21 protein-coding genes and 2 tRNA genes are annotated in these 20659 nt (G+C 57.9%); 16 read left to right on the plus strand and 7 right to left on the minus strand.

The genetic code is table 11. From position 1 onward, the window contains the following. Positions 1-240 precede the first annotated feature (240 nt). Positions 241-1905 (minus strand): OFA family MFS transporter, encoded by a 1665-nt coding sequence (locus DU29_RS0106215; protein WP_028620954.1) that lies wholly within the window; start codon positions 1903-1905, stop codon positions 241-243. Between the two features lie 327 nt (positions 1906-2232). Between DU29_RS0106215 and DU29_RS0106220 the strand changes: the two genes are divergently transcribed. The 10 genes from DU29_RS0106220 (at position 2233) to DU29_RS0106265 (ending at position 11400) form a co-directional block, all read left to right on the plus strand. Next, entirely contained in the window at positions 2233-4449 is a 2217-nt protein-coding gene (locus DU29_RS0106220) for an AsmA family protein (RefSeq protein ID WP_028620955.1), read from the plus strand. Continuing rightward, the gene (mutY, locus tag DU29_RS0106225) at positions 4446-5513 is read left to right on the plus strand and encodes an A/G-specific adenine glycosylase (RefSeq protein WP_028620956.1); all 1068 of its coding nucleotides are present in this window, start codon (positions 4446-4448) and stop codon (positions 5511-5513) included. Before DU29_RS0106220 ends, mutY begins: the two co-directional genes overlap by 4 nt. Then, positions 5510-5782, plus strand: coding sequence for an oxidative damage protection protein (locus tag DU29_RS0106230; protein ID WP_008149405.1), 273 nt, complete (start codon positions 5510-5512; stop codon positions 5780-5782). The genes mutY and DU29_RS0106230 overlap by 4 nt, the downstream gene beginning before the upstream one ends. 103 nt (positions 5783-5885) lie before the next feature. Continuing rightward, positions 5886-5961: transfer RNA gene (locus tag DU29_RS0106235), tRNA-Phe, on the plus strand. Between the two features lie 257 nt (positions 5962-6218). After that, positions 6219-7298 carry a hypothetical protein gene (locus DU29_RS0106240; RefSeq protein WP_028620957.1) on the plus strand — a complete coding sequence of 360 codons (1080 nt, stop codon included), beginning with the start codon at positions 6219-6221 and terminating at the stop codon, positions 7296-7298. 75 nt (positions 7299-7373) lie between these two features. Then, positions 7374-8165 (plus strand): TSUP family transporter, encoded by a 792-nt coding sequence (locus DU29_RS0106245; protein ID WP_028620958.1) that lies wholly within the window; start codon positions 7374-7376, stop codon positions 8163-8165. Positions 8166-8389: 224 nt separating this feature from the next. Continuing rightward, positions 8390-9448: a PDDEXK nuclease domain-containing protein gene (locus DU29_RS0106250; RefSeq protein ID WP_028620959.1), complete on the plus strand. Its 1059-nt coding sequence runs from the start codon at positions 8390-8392 to the stop codon at positions 9446-9448. 38 nt (positions 9449-9486) lie between these two features. Continuing rightward, entirely contained in the window at positions 9487-10464 is a 978-nt protein-coding gene (locus DU29_RS0106255; protein ID WP_028620960.1) for an alpha/beta hydrolase family protein, read from the plus strand. Positions 10465-10483: 19 nt separating this feature from the next. Next, entirely contained in the window at positions 10484-10900 is a 417-nt protein-coding gene (locus DU29_RS0106260) for a hypothetical protein (protein ID WP_028620961.1), read from the plus strand. A 5-nt stretch (positions 10901-10905) separates the two neighbouring features. Continuing rightward, the gene (locus DU29_RS0106265) at positions 10906-11400 is read left to right on the plus strand and encodes a hypothetical protein (protein WP_028620962.1); all 495 of its coding nucleotides are present in this window, start codon (positions 10906-10908) and stop codon (positions 11398-11400) included. A gap of 144 nt (positions 11401-11544) precedes the next feature. On the opposite strand, the gene gabP is transcribed toward DU29_RS0106265, so the two are convergent. Further along, positions 11545-12936 carry a GABA permease gene (gabP, locus tag DU29_RS0106270; RefSeq protein ID WP_028620963.1) on the minus strand — a complete coding sequence of 464 codons (1392 nt, stop codon included), beginning with the start codon at positions 12934-12936 and terminating at the stop codon, positions 11545-11547. 561 nt (positions 12937-13497) lie between these two features. Here gabP and DU29_RS0106275 point away from each other — a divergent pair. The 6 genes from DU29_RS0106275 to DU29_RS0106300 all read left to right on the plus strand — a co-directional run bounded on the left by DU29_RS0106275 (position 13498) and on the right by DU29_RS0106300 (position 18205). After that, positions 13498-14271 (plus strand): ABC transporter ATP-binding protein, encoded by a 774-nt coding sequence (locus DU29_RS0106275; protein ID WP_028620964.1) that lies wholly within the window; start codon positions 13498-13500, stop codon positions 14269-14271. A 13-nt stretch (positions 14272-14284) separates the two neighbouring features. Continuing rightward, entirely contained in the window at positions 14285-15031 is a 747-nt protein-coding gene (locus tag DU29_RS0106280) for an ABC transporter substrate-binding protein (protein WP_028620965.1), read from the plus strand. Between the two features lie 77 nt (positions 15032-15108). Beyond that, on the plus strand, positions 15109-15804 hold the full coding sequence (locus tag DU29_RS0106285; RefSeq protein WP_028620966.1) for an ABC transporter permease: 696 nt from the start codon (positions 15109-15111) through the stop codon (positions 15802-15804). Continuing rightward, entirely contained in the window at positions 15801-16490 is a 690-nt protein-coding gene (locus DU29_RS0106290) for an ABC transporter permease (protein WP_028620967.1), read from the plus strand. Before DU29_RS0106285 ends, DU29_RS0106290 begins: the two co-directional genes overlap by 4 nt. Beyond that, positions 16471-17700, plus strand: coding sequence for a methyltransferase (locus tag DU29_RS0106295; protein WP_028620968.1), 1230 nt, complete (start codon positions 16471-16473; stop codon positions 17698-17700). Before DU29_RS0106290 ends, DU29_RS0106295 begins: the two co-directional genes overlap by 20 nt. Positions 17701-18129: 429 nt before the next feature. Then, a tRNA-Thr gene (locus DU29_RS0106300) sits at positions 18130-18205 on the plus strand. Positions 18206-18430: 225 nt separating this feature from the next. Here DU29_RS0106300 and DU29_RS0106305 read toward each other — a convergent pair. From DU29_RS0106305 to DU29_RS1000000133160, 5 genes are all read right to left on the minus strand, one after another. Then, positions 18431-19015, minus strand: coding sequence for a recombinase family protein (locus tag DU29_RS0106305; protein WP_236645575.1), 585 nt, complete (start codon positions 19013-19015; stop codon positions 18431-18433). A gap of 173 nt (positions 19016-19188) precedes the next feature. Next, positions 19189-19404, minus strand: a complete 216-nt coding sequence (locus DU29_RS0106310; RefSeq protein ID WP_028620970.1) for a hypothetical protein — start codon at positions 19402-19404, stop codon at positions 19189-19191. A gap of 180 nt (positions 19405-19584) precedes the next feature. Continuing rightward, positions 19585-19932, minus strand: coding sequence for a hypothetical protein (locus DU29_RS1000000133155; protein ID WP_236645576.1), 348 nt, complete (start codon positions 19930-19932; stop codon positions 19585-19587). Between the two features lie 35 nt (positions 19933-19967). Next, positions 19968-20228 (minus strand): hypothetical protein, encoded by a 261-nt coding sequence (locus tag DU29_RS0106320; protein WP_028620972.1) that lies wholly within the window; start codon positions 20226-20228, stop codon positions 19968-19970. A gap of 40 nt (positions 20229-20268) precedes the next feature. Further along, on the minus strand, positions 20269-20628 hold the full coding sequence (locus tag DU29_RS1000000133160) for a hypothetical protein (RefSeq protein ID WP_236645577.1): 360 nt from the start codon (positions 20626-20628) through the stop codon (positions 20269-20271). Positions 20629-20659 lie beyond the last annotated feature (31 nt).

The following is a 20659-nucleotide window of genomic DNA, read 5'->3' on the forward strand; positions in this document are numbered from 1 at the left end:
CGAAAAAGGCAGCCATTATAGGCACGCGGGCGGGAAACAGAAACACGGGAGGTGATATGACTGACGGAGTGATTTCGGGGGTTTGGCGGGTAGACATGTCCATACAAGCCGGCATTCATTGCGAATGCTCGGCTTTTTACTCTGTAGGAGCCGGCTTGCTGGCGATACAGGCGCCGCAGTCGTGCAGGCTTACCGCGTAATCGTTCATCGCCAGCAAGCCGGCTCCTACAAGAGTTGACGTTAGTTGAACAGCACCGCAGTCTTCTGCAGCGTGACCCAAACACCCCACGCCAACGGAATCCCCACGACCAGCCACGCGGCGAGCGCCAGTGGTTTGGTGCCAGGCGCGGCTTTCCATTCCAGCACGGTGCTGGCATCAGCACCCTTGTCATGGCCCAGCGCCTGTTCGGCAGCCAGTTCCGCGTCGGTCATGAAGTACTTGTCCGCCACCGGACGCACCAGCAGGTTGCAGATGAAACCCAGCACCAGCAGGCCAGCGAGGATGTACAGCGTAATGTCGTAAGCGGCCGCGCGTTCAACGCCGATGCTCAACTGATATTCACGCAGGTAGTTCACCAGCACCGGACCCAACACACCCGCCGCCGCCCACGCTGTCAGCAGACGACCGTGAATCGCGCCGACCATCTGCGTACCGAACAGATCAGCCAGATAGGCTGGAACGGTCGCGAAACCGCCGCCGTACATCGACAGGATGATGCAGAACGCGGCCACGAACAGCGCAACGTTACCCAGATGACCAAGGTTCGGGATCAACGCGTATAGCGCGAAACCCAGGGCGAAGAACACGAAATAGGTGTTCTTGCGGCCCAGGTAATCCGAGAACGAAGCCCAGAAGAACCGACCGCCGATGTTGAACAGGCTCAACAAACCGGTGAAGCCCGCAGCAATCGCAGCGATCGATGCCAGTTGCCCGGCGTCCAGTTGACCAAACGGCAGGTCAACACCGATCAGCTTGCCACCGAACACTTCCTGCAACAGTGGCGAAGCCATGCCGAGGATGCCGATACCGGCCGATACGTTCAGGCACAACACCAGCCAGACCAGACGGAATTGCGGGGTTTTCCACGCCACATTCACGTGCACGTGGCGATGGGTGATCATAGCGTTCGCGGCTTTTTTCGCCGGGGCAGTCCAGCCTTCAGGCTTCCAGCCGGTTGGCGGCACGCGGTAGGACAGTGCGCCGCCGATCATGAACACGAAGTAGATCGCGGCCATTACCAGGAAGCTCTGCCAAACGCCGACGCTGGTTGGCGACGAGAAGTGGCTCATCAAGGCTGCAGCCAGGGGAGCACCGACCATTGCGCCACCGCCGAAACCCATGATCGCCATGCCGGTCGCCATGCCACGCTTGTCCGGGAACCACTTGATCAGGGTCGAGACCGGCGAGATGTAACCCAGGCCCAGACCGATGCCGCCAATCACGCCAGAACCGAGCCACATCAGCCAGATCTGATGCGTATAGATGCCGAGCGCTGAGATCAGCAGACCACCACACCAGCACAGCGCCGACACGACACCGGCCTTGCGCGGCCCGGCGTGTTCCAGCCAGCCGCCCCAGATCGCTGCCGAGCAGCCGAGGAAGATGAAGAACAGGGTGTAGATCCAGCCGAGCATGGAAATCGGCCAGTCACATTGCGACGAAAAAATCTGTTCGATGAAACCCATTTCCGGGGCGCAGGCCACTGCCTTGGTCACGCCCAAAGCTTTGGACAATGGCAGCCAGAACACCGAAAAGCCGTAGGCCATGCCGATGCACAGGTGAATGGCCAGCGCGGCCGGTGGGACCAGCCAACGGTTGAACCCGGGCTTGGCGATAATGCGCTCCTTGGACAGAAACGCTGGCTGGGCGGCGCTGTAGCCGTCCGCCGTAGTACTCGTTGTCATTGTGTATCCCCCAATTATTAGTATGGTTCGTCAGCCACTGCTTAACCCCAGCCTTATGCGCACGCATGACTGTCTTGTAGGGTTGAAGCTCCATTTTGGTGCGACAGCTTGCCGCAGAAGGACGGACGAACCGGCAGAGGTTACCATCTGAACGTGACAGAAAAACCAATCTGATATCACTATTTGCAAGTCGCCTGGTTTGCGAGTCGCCGCCAGGCTGAAGCTGCCACTGAATATGCTGCCGGGCTGATCGCTGCCAGTCATGTGCTTTGGAGCGCTATACTCCCCGGCTAAATTTCGAATTCGACTAACTACAAGGACTCGCCCATGAAAGCGTTCGGCAAAATCCTGGGTCTGGTACTTCTCGGGCTGTTGCTGATCATAGTGGCGCTGGGCTTTGCCCTGACCCATCTCTTCGATCCCAACGACTATAAAGACGAGATTCGCCAGATAGCCCGCGATAAGGCTCACATCGAGCTGACGCTCAATGGCGATATCGGCTGGAGCCTGTTCCCATGGCTGGGCCTGGAGCTGCATGAAGCCAGTGTCGCAACCCTGAACAAGCCCACCGAGCCCTTTGCCGATCTGCAAATGCTCGGCTTGTCGGTTCGCGTATTGCCGCTGCTGCGCCGTGAAGTGCAGATGAGCGATGTCCGTGTCGAAGGCCTGAACCTGCGCCTGAACCGCGACAAGGATGGGCACGGCAACTGGGAAGACATCGGCAAGGCACCGGCGGATCCTGCCACCGCGCCGACGACCGGTGAACCCGCGACTGACACAGCCGCCAAGCCAGAAAAACCGGCGCAGCCGATCCGGCTCGACATCGACAGCCTGACCGTCAACAACGCTCGCGTGGAGTACACCGATGAAAAAACCGGCAAGCTGTACAGCGCTGAAAGCATCCAGCTGAGTACCGGCCCGGTTCACGACTCGACCAATATCCCGGTGAAACTCACGGCGTTCCTCGGCAGCAACCAGCCTGTGCTGCGCGTGCGTACCGAGCTCAACGGCGAGTTGCGCTTCGAGCGCGCGTTGCAGCGTTACAAATTCGAAGACATGAAATTGTCCGGTGAAGTGGCCGGCGAGCCGTTGCAAGGCAAGACCATGACGTTCGCTGCTCAGGGTCAACTGCTGCTGGATAAAGCCGCGAACGTCGCCGAATGGACGGGCATCAAGATCTCTGCCAACCAAATGCGCGCACTCGGTGAACTGAAGGTTAACGACCTCGACAAAACGCCGCAGATCACCGGCGGTATTTCGATCGCCCAGTTTGATCTGGCGAAATTCGTCGACAGTATCGGCCAGAAACTGCCGGCCATGGCCGAGGGCAGCCTGAGCAAGGTCGAACTGGTCAGCCGCATTGCAGGCACACCCAACAGCCTTTCGCTGGACAACATTAATCTAAAAGTCGACGACAGCAATTTCAGTGGGCGCATTGCCGTCGAGGATTTCGCCAAGCAATCGCTGCGGGCCATTCTCAAGGCCGATACGTTTAATGTTGATCGCTACCTGCCGCCGAAGTCCGCCGAAGCCAGCAGCGCAACGCAAGTGCGTCAGGCCGAAGTGGCGAGTACCGAAGCCAGTGCCATGGCAGGCGCGGGCAGCACACCGCTGCCGGACCAACCCACCAAAGGCGCCTGGAGCACCGAGCGTCTGTTGCCGGTGGAGCGCCTGAGCAAGCTCGACGTGGACGCCGACCTGACCTTCGGCCTGCTGACCCTCGACAAATTGCCAATCGAGAATGCCGCACTCAAAGCCACCGGCGAGGGCGGCCTGCTGACACTCGAGAATCTGCGCGGCGACCTGTACAACGGCAACTTCGAAGCCAGGGGCACACTCGACGTGCGTCAACAAGTGCCCGCGTTGAGCATGCAGACCAACATCAGCAAAGTCCCGGTGGAAAAAATCCTCGAAAGCCAGGGTAAAAATCCGCCGGTCAAAGGCCTGATCACACTTAACAGCGACCTGAGCGGTAGCGGTAATAGCCAGAAGGCGCTGATCGAAAGCCTTAACGGCAATGCCAGCTTCGTCATCAACAACGGCGTGCTCCTCAACGCGAACCTCGAGCAGCAACTGTGCAAAGGCATCGCCACGCTCAACCGCAAAACCCTGAGCGGCGAACCGCGCGGCAAGGACACTCCGTTTCAGGAGCTCAACGGCAACCTGACCTTCCGTAACGGCGTGGCCAGCAATCCGGATTTGCGGGTTCGCATCCCCGGCATGACAGTCAAGGGTGACGGCGACGTCGATCTGCGGGTGCTGGGCATGGATTATCGCGTCGGCATCATCGTCGAGGGCGACAAGAGCGACATGCCCGATCCGGCCTGCCAGGTTAGCGAGAAATTCGTCGGCATCGAATGGCCGCTGCGCTGCCGTGGCCCGCTGGAACTCGGCGCCAAGGCATGCCGTCTCGACAACGAACGCATGGGCCAGGTCGCTGCCAAACTTGCAGGCGACAAGCTCAGCGACAAAATTGACGAGAAACTGGGCGACAAGGTCAGCCCTGAGCTGAAAGACGCGTTGAAAGGGCTGTTCAAGCGATGAGAGCGGAGCAGTTTTCAGCGGCCGTGCTGGATTGGTACGACCGCCATGGCCGCCACGATTTACCCTGGCAGCAAGGCATCACGCCGTATCGGGTGTGGGTCTCGGAAATCATGTTGCAACAGACCCAGGTCAGCACCGTGCTGAATTACTTCGACCGCTTCATGGCGTCCTTGCCGACGGTGGAAGCTTTGGCCGCCGCCCCGGAAGATGAAGTGCTGCACCTGTGGACGGGCCTCGGTTATTACACCCGCGCGCGCAATCTGCAGAAGACCGCAAAAATCGTCGTGGCTGAATATGGCGGCGAGTTTCCGCGCGATGTCGAAAAACTGGTTGAGCTGCCGGGCATCGGCCTGTCCACCGCCGGCGCTATCGCCAGCCTGAGCATGGGTTTGCGCGCACCGATTCTGGATGGCAACGTCAAACGCGTCCTGGCGCGCTTCACGGCGCAGGAGGGCTATCCCGGCGAGCCTAAGGTGGCCAAACAGCTGTGGGCGAATGCCGAGCGTTTCACACCGCACGATCGAGTCAACGCCTATACGCAGGCAATGATGGATCTGGGCGCCACGCTGTGCACGCGCAGCAAACCGAGTTGTCTGCTGTGTCCGCTGGAAAAAGGCTGCGAAGCGCACATGCTTGGCCTGGAAACCCGCTACCCGATTCCCAAGCCGCGTAAAGCCGTGCCGCAGAAACGCACACTGATGCCGATGCTCGCCAACGATGACGGTGCGATTCTGCTTTACCGCCGACCTTCCACAGGCTTGTGGGGCGGCCTCTGGAGCCTGCCGGAACTCGACGACCTCGATGACCTGCAGCATCTGGCCACGCAGCACTCGCTGGAATTGGGGACGCAACAAGCGCTGCCGAGCCTGGTGCACACCTTCAGCCATTTTCAGTTATCCATCGAACCTTGGCTGGTTCAGGTTCAGGAGGCCGGCCATCACGTGGCCGAGGCCGACTGGCTCTGGTATAACCTCGCCACCCCGCCGCGCCTGGGCCTTGCCGCCCCGGTCAAAACCTTGCTCGAACGCGCGGCCGCCGTATTGAACGCAGGAGAGTCGTCATGACCCGCACTATCATGTGCCGCAAGTACAAAGAAGAATTGCCCGCCCTTGAGCGCGCTCCATTCCCGGGCGCAAAAGGTCAGGACATTTTTGACCACGTATCGGCCAAGGCCTGGGCCGACTGGCAAAAACACCAGACCCTGCTGATCAACGAAAAACGCCTGAACATGATGAACGCCGAAGACCGCAAATATTTGCAGGGCGAGATGGACAAGTTCTTTTCCGGCGAGGAATACGCCAAGGCCGACGGCTACGTGCCACCCGCTGAATAATCCCGATTTCTCTGGGGTCGGATCGTAAGCGACGGTAATAATTAAATATTTTTTGAAAACTTGCTTGACGACCCCCTGAAAAACCCGTTTAATGCGCCCCGTTGCCCAGATAGCTCAGTCGGTAGAGCAGGGGATTGAAAATCCCCGTGTCGGCGGTTCGATTCCGTCTCTGGGCACCAAATACCGAAAACCCTGAATCGCAAGATTCAGGGTTTTTTTATGCCTGGGATTTGATCACGGGTCCGTAAGAGCATCCGGCGTGCCAGAGCCGCGCTCGCCGCGAACCGCCTTTCTCGGCAATTTTCGGGCGAATTCTTCCGAAACAACAATCCCCCCGTCAGCCAAAAGTTAGATGGTAGCCTTGCTCGGCGAGTAGGACACTCGCCACGGACTGCTTGAAAACGTGCAATAAATCGCTACCCCCACGGATGGAATAATGACGGAAGCTATCAAGCGACGCGTTCGGACTGTTGAGTCCTACGTCGAACAGGAAGTTGGAACCCTCAGCTTCACTAACGCCCAATCTAAGCTGCTCCACCGTTTCTCTGAAGAGCTGGCCGCCCTCGGCGGGCCGCAATCCTCAAGTGCCAACGCCAAGGCCTGCGACGGGGCCACAGAGCTGAAGCGTTCGTTTTCTGATGATCAAAATGCACTTCTGACGGCTTATTCGGATGGGCTGGTTTCTCTGCTGATCTTTGATGGGTTGCAACGGATCACCGACGCGAGTCCGCCCGCCCAGCTCCCCGACCTGGCAGCCCTGGAGGAGCGACATGACGTCCTCTGTCTGGCCGGCCGCAATCAAATCCTGTTGAAGCTGGTGGACAACAGCGCCTTCGCCTACGACATGGATAACGAAGGAAAACTGGTTCGACTGGTTGCCAACTTCAAGGGCGGCGGGCTGACGGTGATCCACGACGAGCCCACCATCAAAGAACTGAGCTCCCACTCCGGCCTGGCGCTCGGCCCGCACACGGAGGCGCCTTACTGGTGCGCGGTGAACGCGGAAAGAGGGCATTCTCCCTCGCCCTCTTCGCTGATTCTCTCGGCCCTGTGGAATCCGGGCCTGGAACCCACCTTGGTGATACCGCTTCCGCCAATACTGGAGAAAATCGGCATTACCCACAGCCTCGCGCTGACCACTCCTAATTTTCAATTTACTCGCAGTGACTCTTTCGTCGATGGCAAGGGTGAGGACGGTCGGAATGTCTCAATTCTGCAGTTCGATGAAAAGGTCGGCTGGGCAGCACGCTTTAACTCATACCGTTTCTCGCTCCAGGACAATGCCTCCCATTTGGTCGCGAGGGCCTACGCCGCGCTTTGCCAGACGATAGGCGAGGCAAATCCAGTCAAGTTCACACTCACTCAAGAGTCGGCCATGATCATCAATAACGTCCGGGCCCTGCACTGTCGCGATGTTATCAAGGACAACAGACGTGTACTGGTGCGGATTTTCGGCCTGTCAAAATTTTCCTCTCCGATTGTTATTTCAGAAGACCCGTTGCTGCTGCGGGGATGACTCCTGTTTAACGCTCAATTGCCTAATTGCCAGTCATAGGTGAAGTGGCCAGAATTTTATAAACGAGGAAATTCGATGTCTTGGGATGTCATTGGCATATTGGCACTCGTTGCATTTTGCGCAGGGTTTTTCGACGCTATTGCAGGGGGCGGTGGGTTGATCACGTTGCCCGCATTATTTTTGGCCGGAATGGACCCCATCAGCGCTATTGCAACAAACAAGTTTCAAGCGGCTTCAGCAACGATTTCTGCGACGGTCACTTTCGCTCGTAAAGGATTGATCGAATGGCGCGAGGGCCGCTGGCTGGTTATCTGCGCATTTTTGGGTGGCGCAGGCGGAGCCTTGCTGGTCAGTTCGGTAGATAAGCGTTATCTGGAAGTGTGCGTACCGATCATGCTGATACTGGTGGCCATCTATTTTGCGCTGTCACCGAAACTGACTAACGAAGACCGGCGCAAAAAAATTGGCATTCTGCTTTTCTCGTTTACCGTGGCGCCGATTCTGGGCTTTTACGACGGTATTTTTGGCCCCGGTGTCGGCTCGTTCTTTATCGTCGGGTTCGTGCTCCTGTGCGGCTTGGGGATGATGCGGGCCATGAGTTTTACCAAACTCGCCAATGCCTCATGCAACCTGGGTTCCCTGTCGATCTTCATCACCAAGGGCGTGATTGTCTGGCCCGTCGCCATAGCCATGGCTCTCGCCGCATTTGTGGGCGCTCAATTGGGCGCGCGAGCCGCCGTGCGGGTCGGTCCAAAACTCATCAAGCCGATGCTGATCGTCGTCTGCTGCGCCCTGGCCATCAAGTTGCTGAGCGTAGAAACCAACCCGTTGCGCGTTGCGGTCATGCGGTCGCTGGCTTTCCTGTGAGACTCGGCATGAAGGCCACACTGGATGCTCCAATTCCAGAGTGATTAGCACCCCAAGTCACTGCGAAACGGACTACAGGGCGCGCTCCTTGAGCCCTGCTCGCAGTCGGTATGGTCCCGCAAAATCAACCGAACCTTCCTTCCGGTTTATCAGCCGCGCCCGGCATCGGAGACCTGGCTTCCTTGCAATGATTTCCACCTGTTCATTCAGCAGTGGAAGACTTCATGAGCGTACTCAGACCTGGCAATACTCAAGACTCACACCTCGACACCCTGCTCGGTGATTCGGGCAAGCTGATCCGAGAGGCACGGCTGAAAATTCTGCGCACGGTTGATACCGTTCAGGTGCAAACCTGCTGGCAGATTGGACGGCATATCGTGGAGTTCGAGCAGGAGGGGGCTCGGCGGGCGGCGTATGGTAAACGCTTACTTCCAACCCTCGCGATCAACCGGACTACCCAGTTCGGCAAAGGGTTTGACGAACGCAACCTGCGATACATGCGGGACTTTTATCAGACTTTTCCAATTTGGAGCGCACTGCGTTCCGAATTGAGCTGGACCCATTATCGCCGCCTGCTCCGCGTAGAGAATGATCGCGCCCGACATTGGTACATGAACGAGTCGGCCGTTCAGAACTGGTCCAGCCGGGCTTTGGAACGCCAGATCAACACGCTCTACTACGAGCGCCTGCTGGTTAGCCGCGACCGATCTGCCGTTGAGCAGGAGGCCTGCACCAACCTTCAGCAAATGAACGCACAACCCAGAGATTTCATCAGAGACCCGGTGATGCTTGAATTTCTGGGCCTGCCCAATGCAGGGCTTACGCAGGAAACCAGTCTCGAACAGCCATTGATCAATCAACTTCAGGCTTTCTTGCTTGAGCTAGGCAAAGGCTTCGCTTTCATCGCCCGGCAGCAGCGGATAAGCACAGAGAGCAAAGACTTCTACATCGACCTGGTGTTCTACAATTATCTGCTTAAGTGCTTTGTCATTTTTGATCTCAAACGTGGCGAGCTGACTCATCAGGACGTAGGGCAGATGGACATGTATGTGCGCATGTATGACGACTTGAAACGTGGTGCGGAGGATGGTCCGACCGTTGGAATTATTCTTTGCGCACAAAAAGATGAATCGGTAGTGCGTTACTCGATGCTGGAAGGTCATGAGCAATTGTTCGCCAGCAAGTACAAGTTGGTTCTGCCTAGCGAAGAAGAATTACGTGCGGAACTGGATCGCGAACGCGCGGCGGTCGAAGAGCGGAGACTCGCTCAGAACACCGGATAAAGTCTATCGTTGACAGCCACTGGCAGAGGTCATACCTGATGAATCTGGACATCGCATTGCCCACCACTCAAGTGGAGCCGCCGCCAGCACAGTCCGTTTCCGGCCACCCCTTCAAAGAGCCCGCCGCAGACGGCTACACCCTTGGCGGTTACACCTGGCGGCATTCGTCTCAAGACATCACTCGTCCAGTGGTGATCATCAACGCCGCCACATCGGTTCGCTGCCCGCATTACTCGCGCTTCGCCGATTACCTTTTCGACAACGGCTTCGACGTCATCACTTATGATTACCGCGGCATTGGCGAGTCGCGACCGTTATCACTGAGACAGTTGCAGGCGTCATGGTCCGACTGGGGCGCGCTGGATTTCGAAGCGATGCTCAAGCGCGCCAAGCGCGAATTTCCCGGGCAACCCATTGATGTCGTCGGCCACAGCTTTGGTGGCTGTGCTGCAGGCCTGGGCGCATCCGGACACGTCATCCGGAACATGGTCACCGTCGGCGCGCAATTCGCCTACTGGCGCGACTACGCCCCGGCGCAACGCTGGCGGATGTTTGGCAAGTGGCACGTGGTGATGCCACTGATCACGATGCTCTGCGGCTACTTTCCCGGCAAACGCCTGAGCTGGCTCGAAGATACGCCCGCGGGGGTCGTCCGCGACTGGAGCACGCCCACAGGGCTGTATGAAACACGACCCAGTGGTCGCATCATCCACGCGGCCGGCGGCAGCCTGCCCTTCGCCAATGTCAGCGCAAAAATTCTCGCCATCAGCATCACAGACGATCCATACGGTACGATTCCGGCCATCGAACGCCTGCTCGCCTACTTCATCAACAGCACAAACACCCACCTGCGGATCGCCCCGGAAGATATCGGCGAACAAGAAGTTGGACATTTCGCCTTTTTCCGCAGCGCATACCAAGCCACACTATGGCCCATTGCATTGTCCTGGCTGCAACACGGCGAACTGGCCCCCGATACGCCCGGGCGGACAGTGCCGCGCAGTCAGCCCCTTTAACGTACAACGGATCAAAACCATGGCTTCCGCCAGCAAACAGCAAAAACGTGCCACCCGCGCCAAAGCCAAGGCCAAGCAAAACCGCACCCAGCGGGCTGCCGCGCCGGTGGAACTGGACCCGAATGATGATCGCATCGACTTCGAGTCGGTCGACCTGACCGATTTGTTCAAGGAAATGATCGACGCGGAAAAAATCAGCCAGAAAGCCATGTGCACAGCCTTTCTCGAACACCCACTGCTCGCTCTCGTGCTGCAGCAGGAAGGTGAAGAAACCGCGACGGACTTCATCATCGGCGCCTTGATCGAGTATCGCCAATGGTCCACCGAAACAGACGAAGCCGGCGCACTGGCCTGGATCGAATCCCCAGCCTTCCAGGTTGATTACGTAGCGGCCTCCGAAGCCATCGCGGCCCAAAATCCACAGCAACGAGACTAAGCCCCATGGCCTCCCTGAATAAGCAGCAGAAACGCGCAAAGCGCGCAAAAGCGAAAGCCAAGCAAATTCGTGTCAGTGGCAGAGCTCCTCTGGCTGGCGTCAATGATCCAGCCGAAACAGACGGACTTTACGATTCATATGAGCTGCCGGAAGGAGAAGACGGGATTCCTGAAAATATCCTGATCATGTTCAGCAACATGCAAATGGAAGAAGAACAGGGTCGCGTCAATATGCTGGTGAGCATGTTGGTGTCTTTGAGCGTCATCATCAGCGAAGAGCCTGATCTCCTCGACATGGAAAATGCCGATGACGAAGCCATGGCTGCTACACATCTGGCTGCCGACATGCTGATCGATTATCGGATGTGGGCTGATGGCATCGACCGGGAAGCTGCTCAGCGCTGGCTGGAGGATCCCGAAGTCATCAAGGACTTCGGCACCGCCCTGGATAGCTACCGCCAGGCAATCGATATCGTGATGGAACCAAAGCACGCTGAGTAATTCACGGCAGAGTTGGCTTTTTCATGGATACGGCTATTTCTGGCTTCACGACATCAACATCTGCATGTTCGCCATCAAGAACAAACCGCAAAAACGGCCGCCTGTCATTCCTGACAGCGGCCGTTTTGCGTCATCCCTGAAACATCAATTCAACGCAACTGCCCCGACTCTTTGCAACTTGCGACGCCGAGACACAAACAGGCCAGCAGCGACCACAAGCACGCTCAGCAAACCGGTTGCGAGGATTTCCACGCGATGGGCTTCCTGAAACAGCATGATCGTCAGCACGCCGACAATGCACACAATGACGGCGTAGGTCAGGCCGGGGAAAAGCCACATCTGGAACTCGACTTTCTCCCCGGCCGCTTTACGTTTCTGACGCATGCGCAGCTGGGAAACCGCGATCACCAAATAAACCAGCAACGCGATGGCGCCGGAGCTGGCCAGGAGGAATTCGAACACGGCAGCCGGTGCTACGTAGTTGGCAAATACCGCCAGGAATGCAGCGCCGGTCGATAGCATGACGGCCCAATACGGCGTGCCGCTGCGATTGGTGCGCGTGGAGACGGCCGGCGCATCGCCGCGCTTGCCCAGCGAGAACATCATCCGCGAAGCGGTATAGAGCGCCGAATTCAGGCAACTGGTGACAGCCACCAGCACCACGATGTCGACGATCAGCTTGGCGTTCGGGATGCCCATCCGCTCAAGCACTGTCTGATAGGAGCCGACGCTGGCCAGTACCGGGTCGTTCCAAGGCACCAGCGCCACGACGATGAAAATCGACACGAGGTAAAACAAGCCGATCCGCCAGATCACCGAGTTGGTTGCCTTGGAGATTTGCTTGCCGGGGTCCTTGGACTCCGCCGCGGCGATGGTCACGATCTCCGTACCCATGAAGGAAAACATGGTGGTCAGCATGGCAGCGAGTACCGCGCCCATGCCGTTCGGCAGGAAACCTTGAGTGTCGAACAGGTGCGAGACGCCGCTGACCTGGCTGGTCGGCAGGAAGCCGAAAATGGCCAGAACACCCAACGCAATGAAGCCGACAATCGCAATGACCTTGATCAGAGCGAACCAGAACTCGAACTCACCGTAATTCTTCACGCTGAACAGGTTGGTCGCGGTCAGCAGCAGTGTGATCACCAGGGTGAATGCCCAAATCGCGATGTTCGGGAACCACGCATGCAGAATGGTCGCCGCGGCGTTGGCTTCCAGCGGAATCACCAACACCCAGAACCACCAGTACAACCAGCCGATGGTAAAACCGGCCCAGTGGCCGATCGCACGATCGGCGTAGGTCGAAAACGAGCCAGTGTCCGGTGAAGCGACAGCCATTTCGCCGAGCATGCGCATGACCAGCACGACTAACGTACCGGCGGCCGCATAGGCCAACAGCACAGCTGGGCCTGCCGCAGCGATGGCGTGGCCGGAGCCGACGAACAGGCCGGCACCGATAACCCCGGCGATCGACAGCATGGTCACATGACGCGGTTTGAGCCCCTGTTCGAGGCCGTTGGAGCTTGGGTTACTGCTCATAAAACTACCTTTGTAAGGGAAAGCGGTGTGCGTCCATCCCGCCGACATTCCTTTCTCGTAAAAAGAAACCAACGGGGCGTTTCTTATTCCGCACGCAATAATTGCGCCAAAATGTAACAAAGTCTGTAAACCCGAGGGCTGAGGACTGACCGGACGGTCATCGCAAGTCATTGAGATTAATGGCAATTCGCCAGAGCGTTACCCTGCGACTCACTTTCAGGACGAATACCCGCACCAGAAACCCAGCACAAAAATGCCGGTCGCCCAATAAAAGTGCAGATCAGCCACGTTTGGCGGATAGCGCTTCCAGTACCCCGCCAAAGCTGGCACCATCGCGCCTTTTTTTAGGCGACACCTGCAGCGTTATAGCTAAAAGCAGGCTTCAAACAGCTGTTCGGTTGATAGCAGCGCGACAGTCTGCTGCGCCGATGCGACAACCGACCGCACGCCACCCGTTTACCGCCCCAACCGCTGTTGGCTGCCATTCAGACGCTATGCTAGCTTGGCCGCCTCGCCAGGAAGGCCGCTAACAGCAGGAGCGAAATATTATGAGGAACGCACATGGCTGAGGCCACGCCCGCGCTTGAAATCCGCAACTTGCACAAACGCTACGGCCAGCTCGAGGTGCTTAAAGGCATCTCGCTGACCGCCCGCGACGGCGATGTGATCTCGATCCTGGGTTCCTCCGGTTCCGGCAAGTCCACGTTCCTGCGTTGCATCAATCTGCTGGAAAACCCGCATCTGGGTCAGATCCTCGTGGCGGGTGAAGAACTCAAGCTCAAAGCCGCGAAGAACGGCGAACTGGTTGCTGCCGATGGCAAGCAGATCAATCGCCTGCGCAGTCAAATCGGTTTTGTGTTTCAAAACTTCAATCTGTGGCCGCACATGAGCGTGCTCGATAACATCATCGAAGCCCCGCGCCGCGTGCTCGGTCAGAGTAAAGCCGAGGCCACCGAAGTCGCCGAGGCCTTGCTGGCCAAGGTCGGCATCGCCGACAAACGCCACGCCTACCCCGCCGAACTGTCGGGCGGCCAGCAGCAACGCGCGGCCATCGCCCGCACACTGGCGATGCAGCCCAAGGTGATTCTGTTCGACGAACCCACTTCCGCGCTTGACCCGGAAATGGTCCAGGAAGTACTTAATGTCATCCGTGCATTGGCCGAAGAAGGCCGCACCATGTTGCTCGTGACCCATGAGATGGGCTTTGCTCGTCAGGTCTCCAGCGAAGTGGTGTTCCTCCACCAGGGCCTGGTAGAAGAGCAAGGATCGCCACAGCAGGTGTTCGACAACCCGCTTTCGGCGCGCTGCAAACAATTCATGTCCAGCAACCGCTAACGGAGCTATCCACATGCAGAACTTCAAAAAAATCTTCCTGGCAGCCGCCGTCACCCTGGCGTTCAGCGCCGGTGCCGCCGCCGAAACCTTGAAGATGGGCATCGAAGCGGCTTACCCGCCGTTCAATAACAAAGATGCCAGCGGCAACGTTGTCGGCTTCGACAAGGAAATCGGCGACGCACTGTGCGCCAAGATGAAAGTTGAATGCACCGTGGTCACCTCTGACTGGGACGGCATCATCCCGGCCCTGAACGCGAAGAAGTTCGACTTCCTGATCTCTTCGATGTCGATCACCGACGAGCGCAAGCAAGCGGTCGACTTCACCGACCCGTACTACTCCAACAAACTGCAATTCATCGCGCCGAAAAACGTCGAATTCAAAACCGACAAGGATTCCCTGCAAGGCAAAGTGATCGGCGCACAACGTGCGACCCTCGCCGGCACCTGGATGGAAGACAACATGGAAGGCGTCGAAGTCAAACTCTACGACACCCAGGAAAATGCCTACCTCGACCTGACCTCCGGTCGTCTCGACGGCATCCTGGCCGACAAGTACGTCAACTATGAGTGGCTGAAAAGCGACGCTGGCAAGTCGTACGAATTCAAAGGCGACCCGGTGGAAGAAAGCGACAAGATCGGTATCGCAGTCCGTAAAGGCGATGAGATTCGCAACAGGCTGAACACCGCTCTGAAAGAAATCGTTGCCGACGGCACCTACAAGAAAATCAACGACAAGTACTTCCCGTTCAGCATCTATTGATTCTGACCTGCCGGACCGACGCTGTTCTCTGACGGCGCCGGTCCCCGGCATTGCCTGCCGCGATTGAAAAGAATTCCATGACTATCGATCTCTACGGATTCGGCCCCGCGCTCGCCGCTGGCGCGCTGATGACTGTGAAACTGGCACTCTCTGCCTTGTGTCTCGGGCTGGTGCTCGGCCTGCTCGGCGCTTTGGCCAAGACTTCCCCGTACAAGCCGCTGCAATGGCTTGGCGGCACGTATTCCACGTTGGTTCGCGGCATTCCGGAATTGCTCTGGGTGCTGCTGATCTACTTCGGCACGGTCAATCTGATGCGTGCCCTGGGCGAATTTTTCGGCAAGCCCGACCTCGAACTCAACGCGTTCTCCGCTGGCGTTATCGCGCTGGGCCTGTGCTTCGGCGCGTATGCCACGGAAGTTTTCCGGGGTGCGATCCTGGCGATCCCCAAAGGACACCGTGAAGCCGGCGTCGCCTTGGGCCTGTCGAAATTTCGCATCTTCACCAAGCTGATCATGCCGCAGATGTGGCGCATCGCCCTGCCCGGCCTGGGCAACCTGTTCATGATCCTGATGAAAGACACCGCGCTGGTGTCGGTGATCGGCCTGGAAGAAATCATGCGCCACGCGCAAATCGGCGTGACCGTGTCCAAGCAACCTTTCACCTTCTATATGGTTGCCGCGTTCATGTACCTGGGCCTGACGATTCTGGCCATGACCGGCATGCACTTCATGGAAAAACGCGCCGCTCGCGGCTTCGCGAGGAGCACCCAATGAACTGGGAAGTCATCATCAAATGGCTGCCGAAACTGGCCCAGGGCGCCACGCTGACCCTGGAGCTGGTGGCCATTGCAGTGATCGCCGGGTTGCTGCTGGCGATCCCGCTGGGCATCGCCCGGTCATCACGTCTCTGGTACGTGCGCGCGTTTCCCTACGCCTACATCTTCTTTTTCCGCGGTACGCCGTTATTGGTTCAGCTGTTCCTGGTCTACTACGGCCTAGCGCAGTTTGACGCGGTGCGTAACAGCTCAATGTGGCCGTACCTGCGCAGTCCGTTCTGGTGCGCGACCGCCACCATGACGCTGCACACGGCTGCCTACATTGCCGAGATCCTGCGCGGCTCGATTCAGGCGATCCCGAAGGGCGAGATCGAAGCCGCCCGGGCGCTGGGCATGTCTCGCGCCAAAGCAATGTTTTACATCATCCTGCCGCGTGCCACACGCATCGGGTTACCGGCGTACAGCAACGAAGTGATCCTGATGCTCAAGGCCAGCGCCCTGGCCAGTACCGTGACGTTGCTGGAGCTGACCGGCATGGCCCGCACCATCATTGCGCGGACCTACCTGCCGGTGGAGATCTTCTTTGCCGCGGGCATGTTCTATCTGCTGATGGCGTTTGTACTGGTCCGCGGCTTCAAGCTGCTGGAGCGCTGGCTGCGCGTCGATGCCTGCCAAGGGCGCTGATCCCTGCGTGTTGACGGGCGAGAACCTACTCGCCCGCTTCACCGCGCTGGATGCGTTTCTGACAGAGCATCAGGCGTTATGGAAGCCTCGGCCGTTCACACATCTGCAGCTCCCCTGGGAAGCGTCCTACCCGCAATTGGCTGCATGGCTACGGCAACGTTCGCTGGAAGATGCGGAAAGCGCGCATAACCAGCCTGCACGTCTTGATGCACCAGAACCCTTCGCTTCACTGGCGGCCATGTCGCTTGAGCTGAGTGCGGTGGGTGAGTTGCCTTCGCGTGAACTTGAAGCGGCAGCCCATCGCTTGAACGTTGATGTGCCGGGGCGTAAATGGCAGCAGATCGAGGCGTTTGCCAGTCGGTTGATATTTACCGCAAATCCCACCCATTGGCTGGATTGGTGTTCGGGTAAAGGGCATTTAGGTCGGAGGTTGTTGCAACATTCTCAGCAGCTCACTTGCCTGGAGTACGATCCGGCGCTGGTCACAAGTGGGCAAGCGCTCAGCCAGCGTCATCAGTTGCACGCTCTACATGTCGAGCAGGATGTTCTGGCGCCAGGCGTCGCTTCTTTATTGAACGCCTCGCACACGCCGGTCGCGTTGCACGCTTGCGGTGATCTGCACGTGCGGCTGATTCAGCTCGCCAGCGCGGCCGGTTGCAAACAACTGGCGATCGCGCCGTGCTGTTACAACCGAATCAGTTCTACCGCTTACCAGCCAATTTCCCGCGCTGGCTTGAGATCCGACTTACAGCTTTCACTCAACGATCTGTCGCTACCCGCGAGTGAGACCGTCACCGCCGGCGCCCGCGTCAGACGTCAACGCGATACCTCGATGGCCCGGCGCCTGGCTTTCGACCTGCTGCAACGGGAGTTGCGCGGTGTTGATGAATATCTGCCTACGCCGTCCCTGCCGAGTTCCTGGCTGGATAAATCCTTCGCTGATTACTGCCATCATCTGGCCGCGCTGAATGAGTTATCCACAACGGGCGTGCAGGACTGGTCGGCGCTTGAAGCCGCTGGATGGCAGCGATTGGCCGAAGTGCGCAATCTTGAGCTACTGCGGGGACTTTTTCGGCGCCCGCTTGAGCTCTGGCTGGTGCTTGATCGGGCGCTTTTCCTGTTCGAGCAAGGTTACGACGTCAGACTCGGCACCTTCTGTGAAACCCCGCTTACACCGCGCAATTTCATGTTGCTTGCGGAGAAGTCTTGAACGTCTGCAGCCTGTGGATAACTCTGTTGATTAAATTAAAGTGGATCCAATATTTACAGCTGTTTCAGGGTTGAAACGTTGCTGATCACTTTTCATACACTCGCATAAAAAACCGCTAAAACAGGGATTTGCGCACTTAATGAGAACGGATCCACAAAATTGCTCGTCGTGGCGCGATACATATGCCGCGTTGTGCATAAGCGTTAAGCCGAAACAACATAAACAGCTTTCAAACCTTGAATATCGTTTCCTAGCGGCGGGATTTACCCACGTGAACAGCGAAATCCAAGGAACAGAATACGGGCGTTTTTTGCTGGATCTCATCAGCATTATCAGGGCTCGTGGACCTCACCTGACGCCTTCGTAAAAATAGTCTGAATTCAGGGGTTTACAGAACCATTCCAATCGCTATAATCGTCGCCCTAACACGCCGGTATAGCTCAGTTGGTAGAGCAACTGACTTGTAATCAGTAGGTCCCGGGTTCGACTCCTGGTGCCGGCACCATACAAAACAAGGGCTTGCAGCGATGCAGGCCCTTGTTGTTTCTGCTCGGGTAACATCTGGGGTAACAAAACCCATCGTTTTGCTACCCTGAGCCAGCCTCTCAGCATTGCTTGGCAGTGGTGCACTGGGGTTATTTCAAACCCAATGAATCCAGACGAGCGGCAATCCTTGCCCCGTGCTCTCGTTGTTTCAGGCGGTGCACTGGGGTGCCTTGATCGGGCGCGCTCACTCCGGCACAGCATCGGCCTTGGATACTTCCGCCAGCTCCTTCTTGATCCTGAACACGGTGGCACGTCCACAGCCGCACAGCTTCGCTATCGCATCTGCGCTCAAGCCCTTGGCGAGCCAGCCTTGCACCTTATCCCGTAACTCAGCGTCTTTTGGTCGACCGTTGAACCGGCCCTCGTCCTTCGCGACAGCGATACCCTCGGACTGACGTTGGCGAATGAATGAGCGTTCCAGCTCGCCCACTGCGCCAAGCATGGTCAGGATGAATCGGGAGGTCGGTGATTCGTCGAAGGTCAGTGATGGTTCAAGGAACTCCACCTTCACACCTTGCTTAAGCATCTGGTCCAGCAGGTCCAGCAAGTCTTTTGTGTTTCGCCCCAGCCGGTCCACGCTCTTGACCGTCACGGTATCGCCCCGGCGTAGCTTCCCGATCATCCGTTGCAGCTCTGGCCGGTCGGTGTTCTTACCGCTGGCATGGTCTGTGAACACTTCGTCAAGGCCAAGCCCATCGAGCGCAACGGTTTGACGCGCGGTGTTCTGTTCTTTGGTCGAGACGCGGACGTATCCAAACTTCATGCTCATGCTGGCGCTACCTCATTTGAAAGTATCAATTCGTGAGGTAAACGATACAGGATCGTTTGAGTTATGCAATGAGACTTATGAGACTAGAATCAGGTACCCGACGAGAGGTATCGCAATGTGTACCCTAATGAGACCTTCCGGCGACTCTTGCGCAGATCCTCAAACTCAGGCGGTCATTGCCTCAGTTTGAGGATGCCAGCGGTGATAGCGGCTGCATTCTTGTCGAGCGTGCCGAGTGCTGTGATGGCGTTGTCGTGCGTATCGGGTGAACCGGTGGCCCTAGCCCACAGCGCCACTTCTTCAATGGCAGCAGCTAAGGCGTGCTGGTTGTGCAGCAGTAGAGTCAGCACATCCGCTGTAGCGATATTGGCTTCATTCAGGTCTGGCATAACGATCATCCGTGAAGTGGGGAACGACCATCCTAGCGCAGAGCTGGGCCTGTGCCGACGTTCAGGACCGACAGGCGCGAGGGCCACGGGGGCAATGGCGATGCTTTTAGTGGAGGGACCCACTCGGGTGAGTACAATATTTTTAGGTCGCAGCCCGGAGCCGAAAAAGGGAAGCAGCCGTTAGGCCACTTCCAGTTCTGCCAAATGCCGCTCCAGCAAATGAATCTGCTGCTCGCGCTCGGCGTGCTCCAACAGGATTTCACGGACAACCCAAGGAGATACAGTTTCAAGCTGCATATCCCACGCCATGAACCCGCCGAGGTCCGTGCCTTCGTACCCGACGACTACCGACAGACTGTAATGCCGAGGCCAGATGCAATGCTGGGCCATGCTTTCACTGTGCGGCCAAGTCGGCTCTTTCGGGCTACCAGCCACCACGCTGGGTGTACCGTTCACCAAGTACCGCAGGCCGCTAGGCGAGGAGTCCGATAACGTGTACTCCTCATGCCAAGGTTTGATCTCCGGCATCCTGTTCCGTGCCTCGATCCTTGTGCGGGCGCGACTCATGCCGACACCACAGCGGTGCGATGCTGGGCGCGGTGCAGGGCCAGCAGAACGTCCACAGCCAGGTACTTCTCCCCGCTCAGGGTTACAACGTACGTGCCTGAGTTGGTGCAGCCACCGGCCACGTCTCCGGCTTCCCGGCTACGCGTGCCAGTGCAGCCGTTCCAGCGGTTCCAGCGCAGTCCGCTAGGGCTGGACAGGTCAGGGCTGAATGCTTCCTTGAACGCGGTCAGGACTTGTTTAGTGATGGGTGCTTTCATTTGGTTCTCCAATAGGTGCAGCCCACCCATTGGGTAGGCATCAAGTTTGATTTGGTTTAGGTGCCGCAAGGGCTTGGGCGATACTGCGGACGCATAACGCCAGTTCTCGGTCTTGCTGGATAAGCGGTTCGATTGCAGCGCGGGACTGTTCAGGGTCGCCAGATAGCAGCGCATCAACGGCGAGCATCAGCGGCTCAGTGTCGAGAGCCACGGACCCGGCACGCAGCACGCAGCCACCCGCTAGGAAGTACCGACCGACGGCCACGGGACCCAAGCGGTTCAAGATGACTTTCTGATCCAACAGGCGCTGGGTTCGCAGATGGCGCTGCTGCCAGTTCTCGGATGCAGCGTCATTCGTTGGTACGTACACGATCTGCCCACTTGGCAGTGTCTTGAACACGCTAGGAACCCGTGCACCGTTGCAGGCCCGA

Source organism: Pseudomonas sp. Ant30-3 (genome assembly GCF_000690905.1).
Classification (GTDB): domain Bacteria; phylum Pseudomonadota; class Gammaproteobacteria; order Pseudomonadales; family Pseudomonadaceae; genus Aquipseudomonas.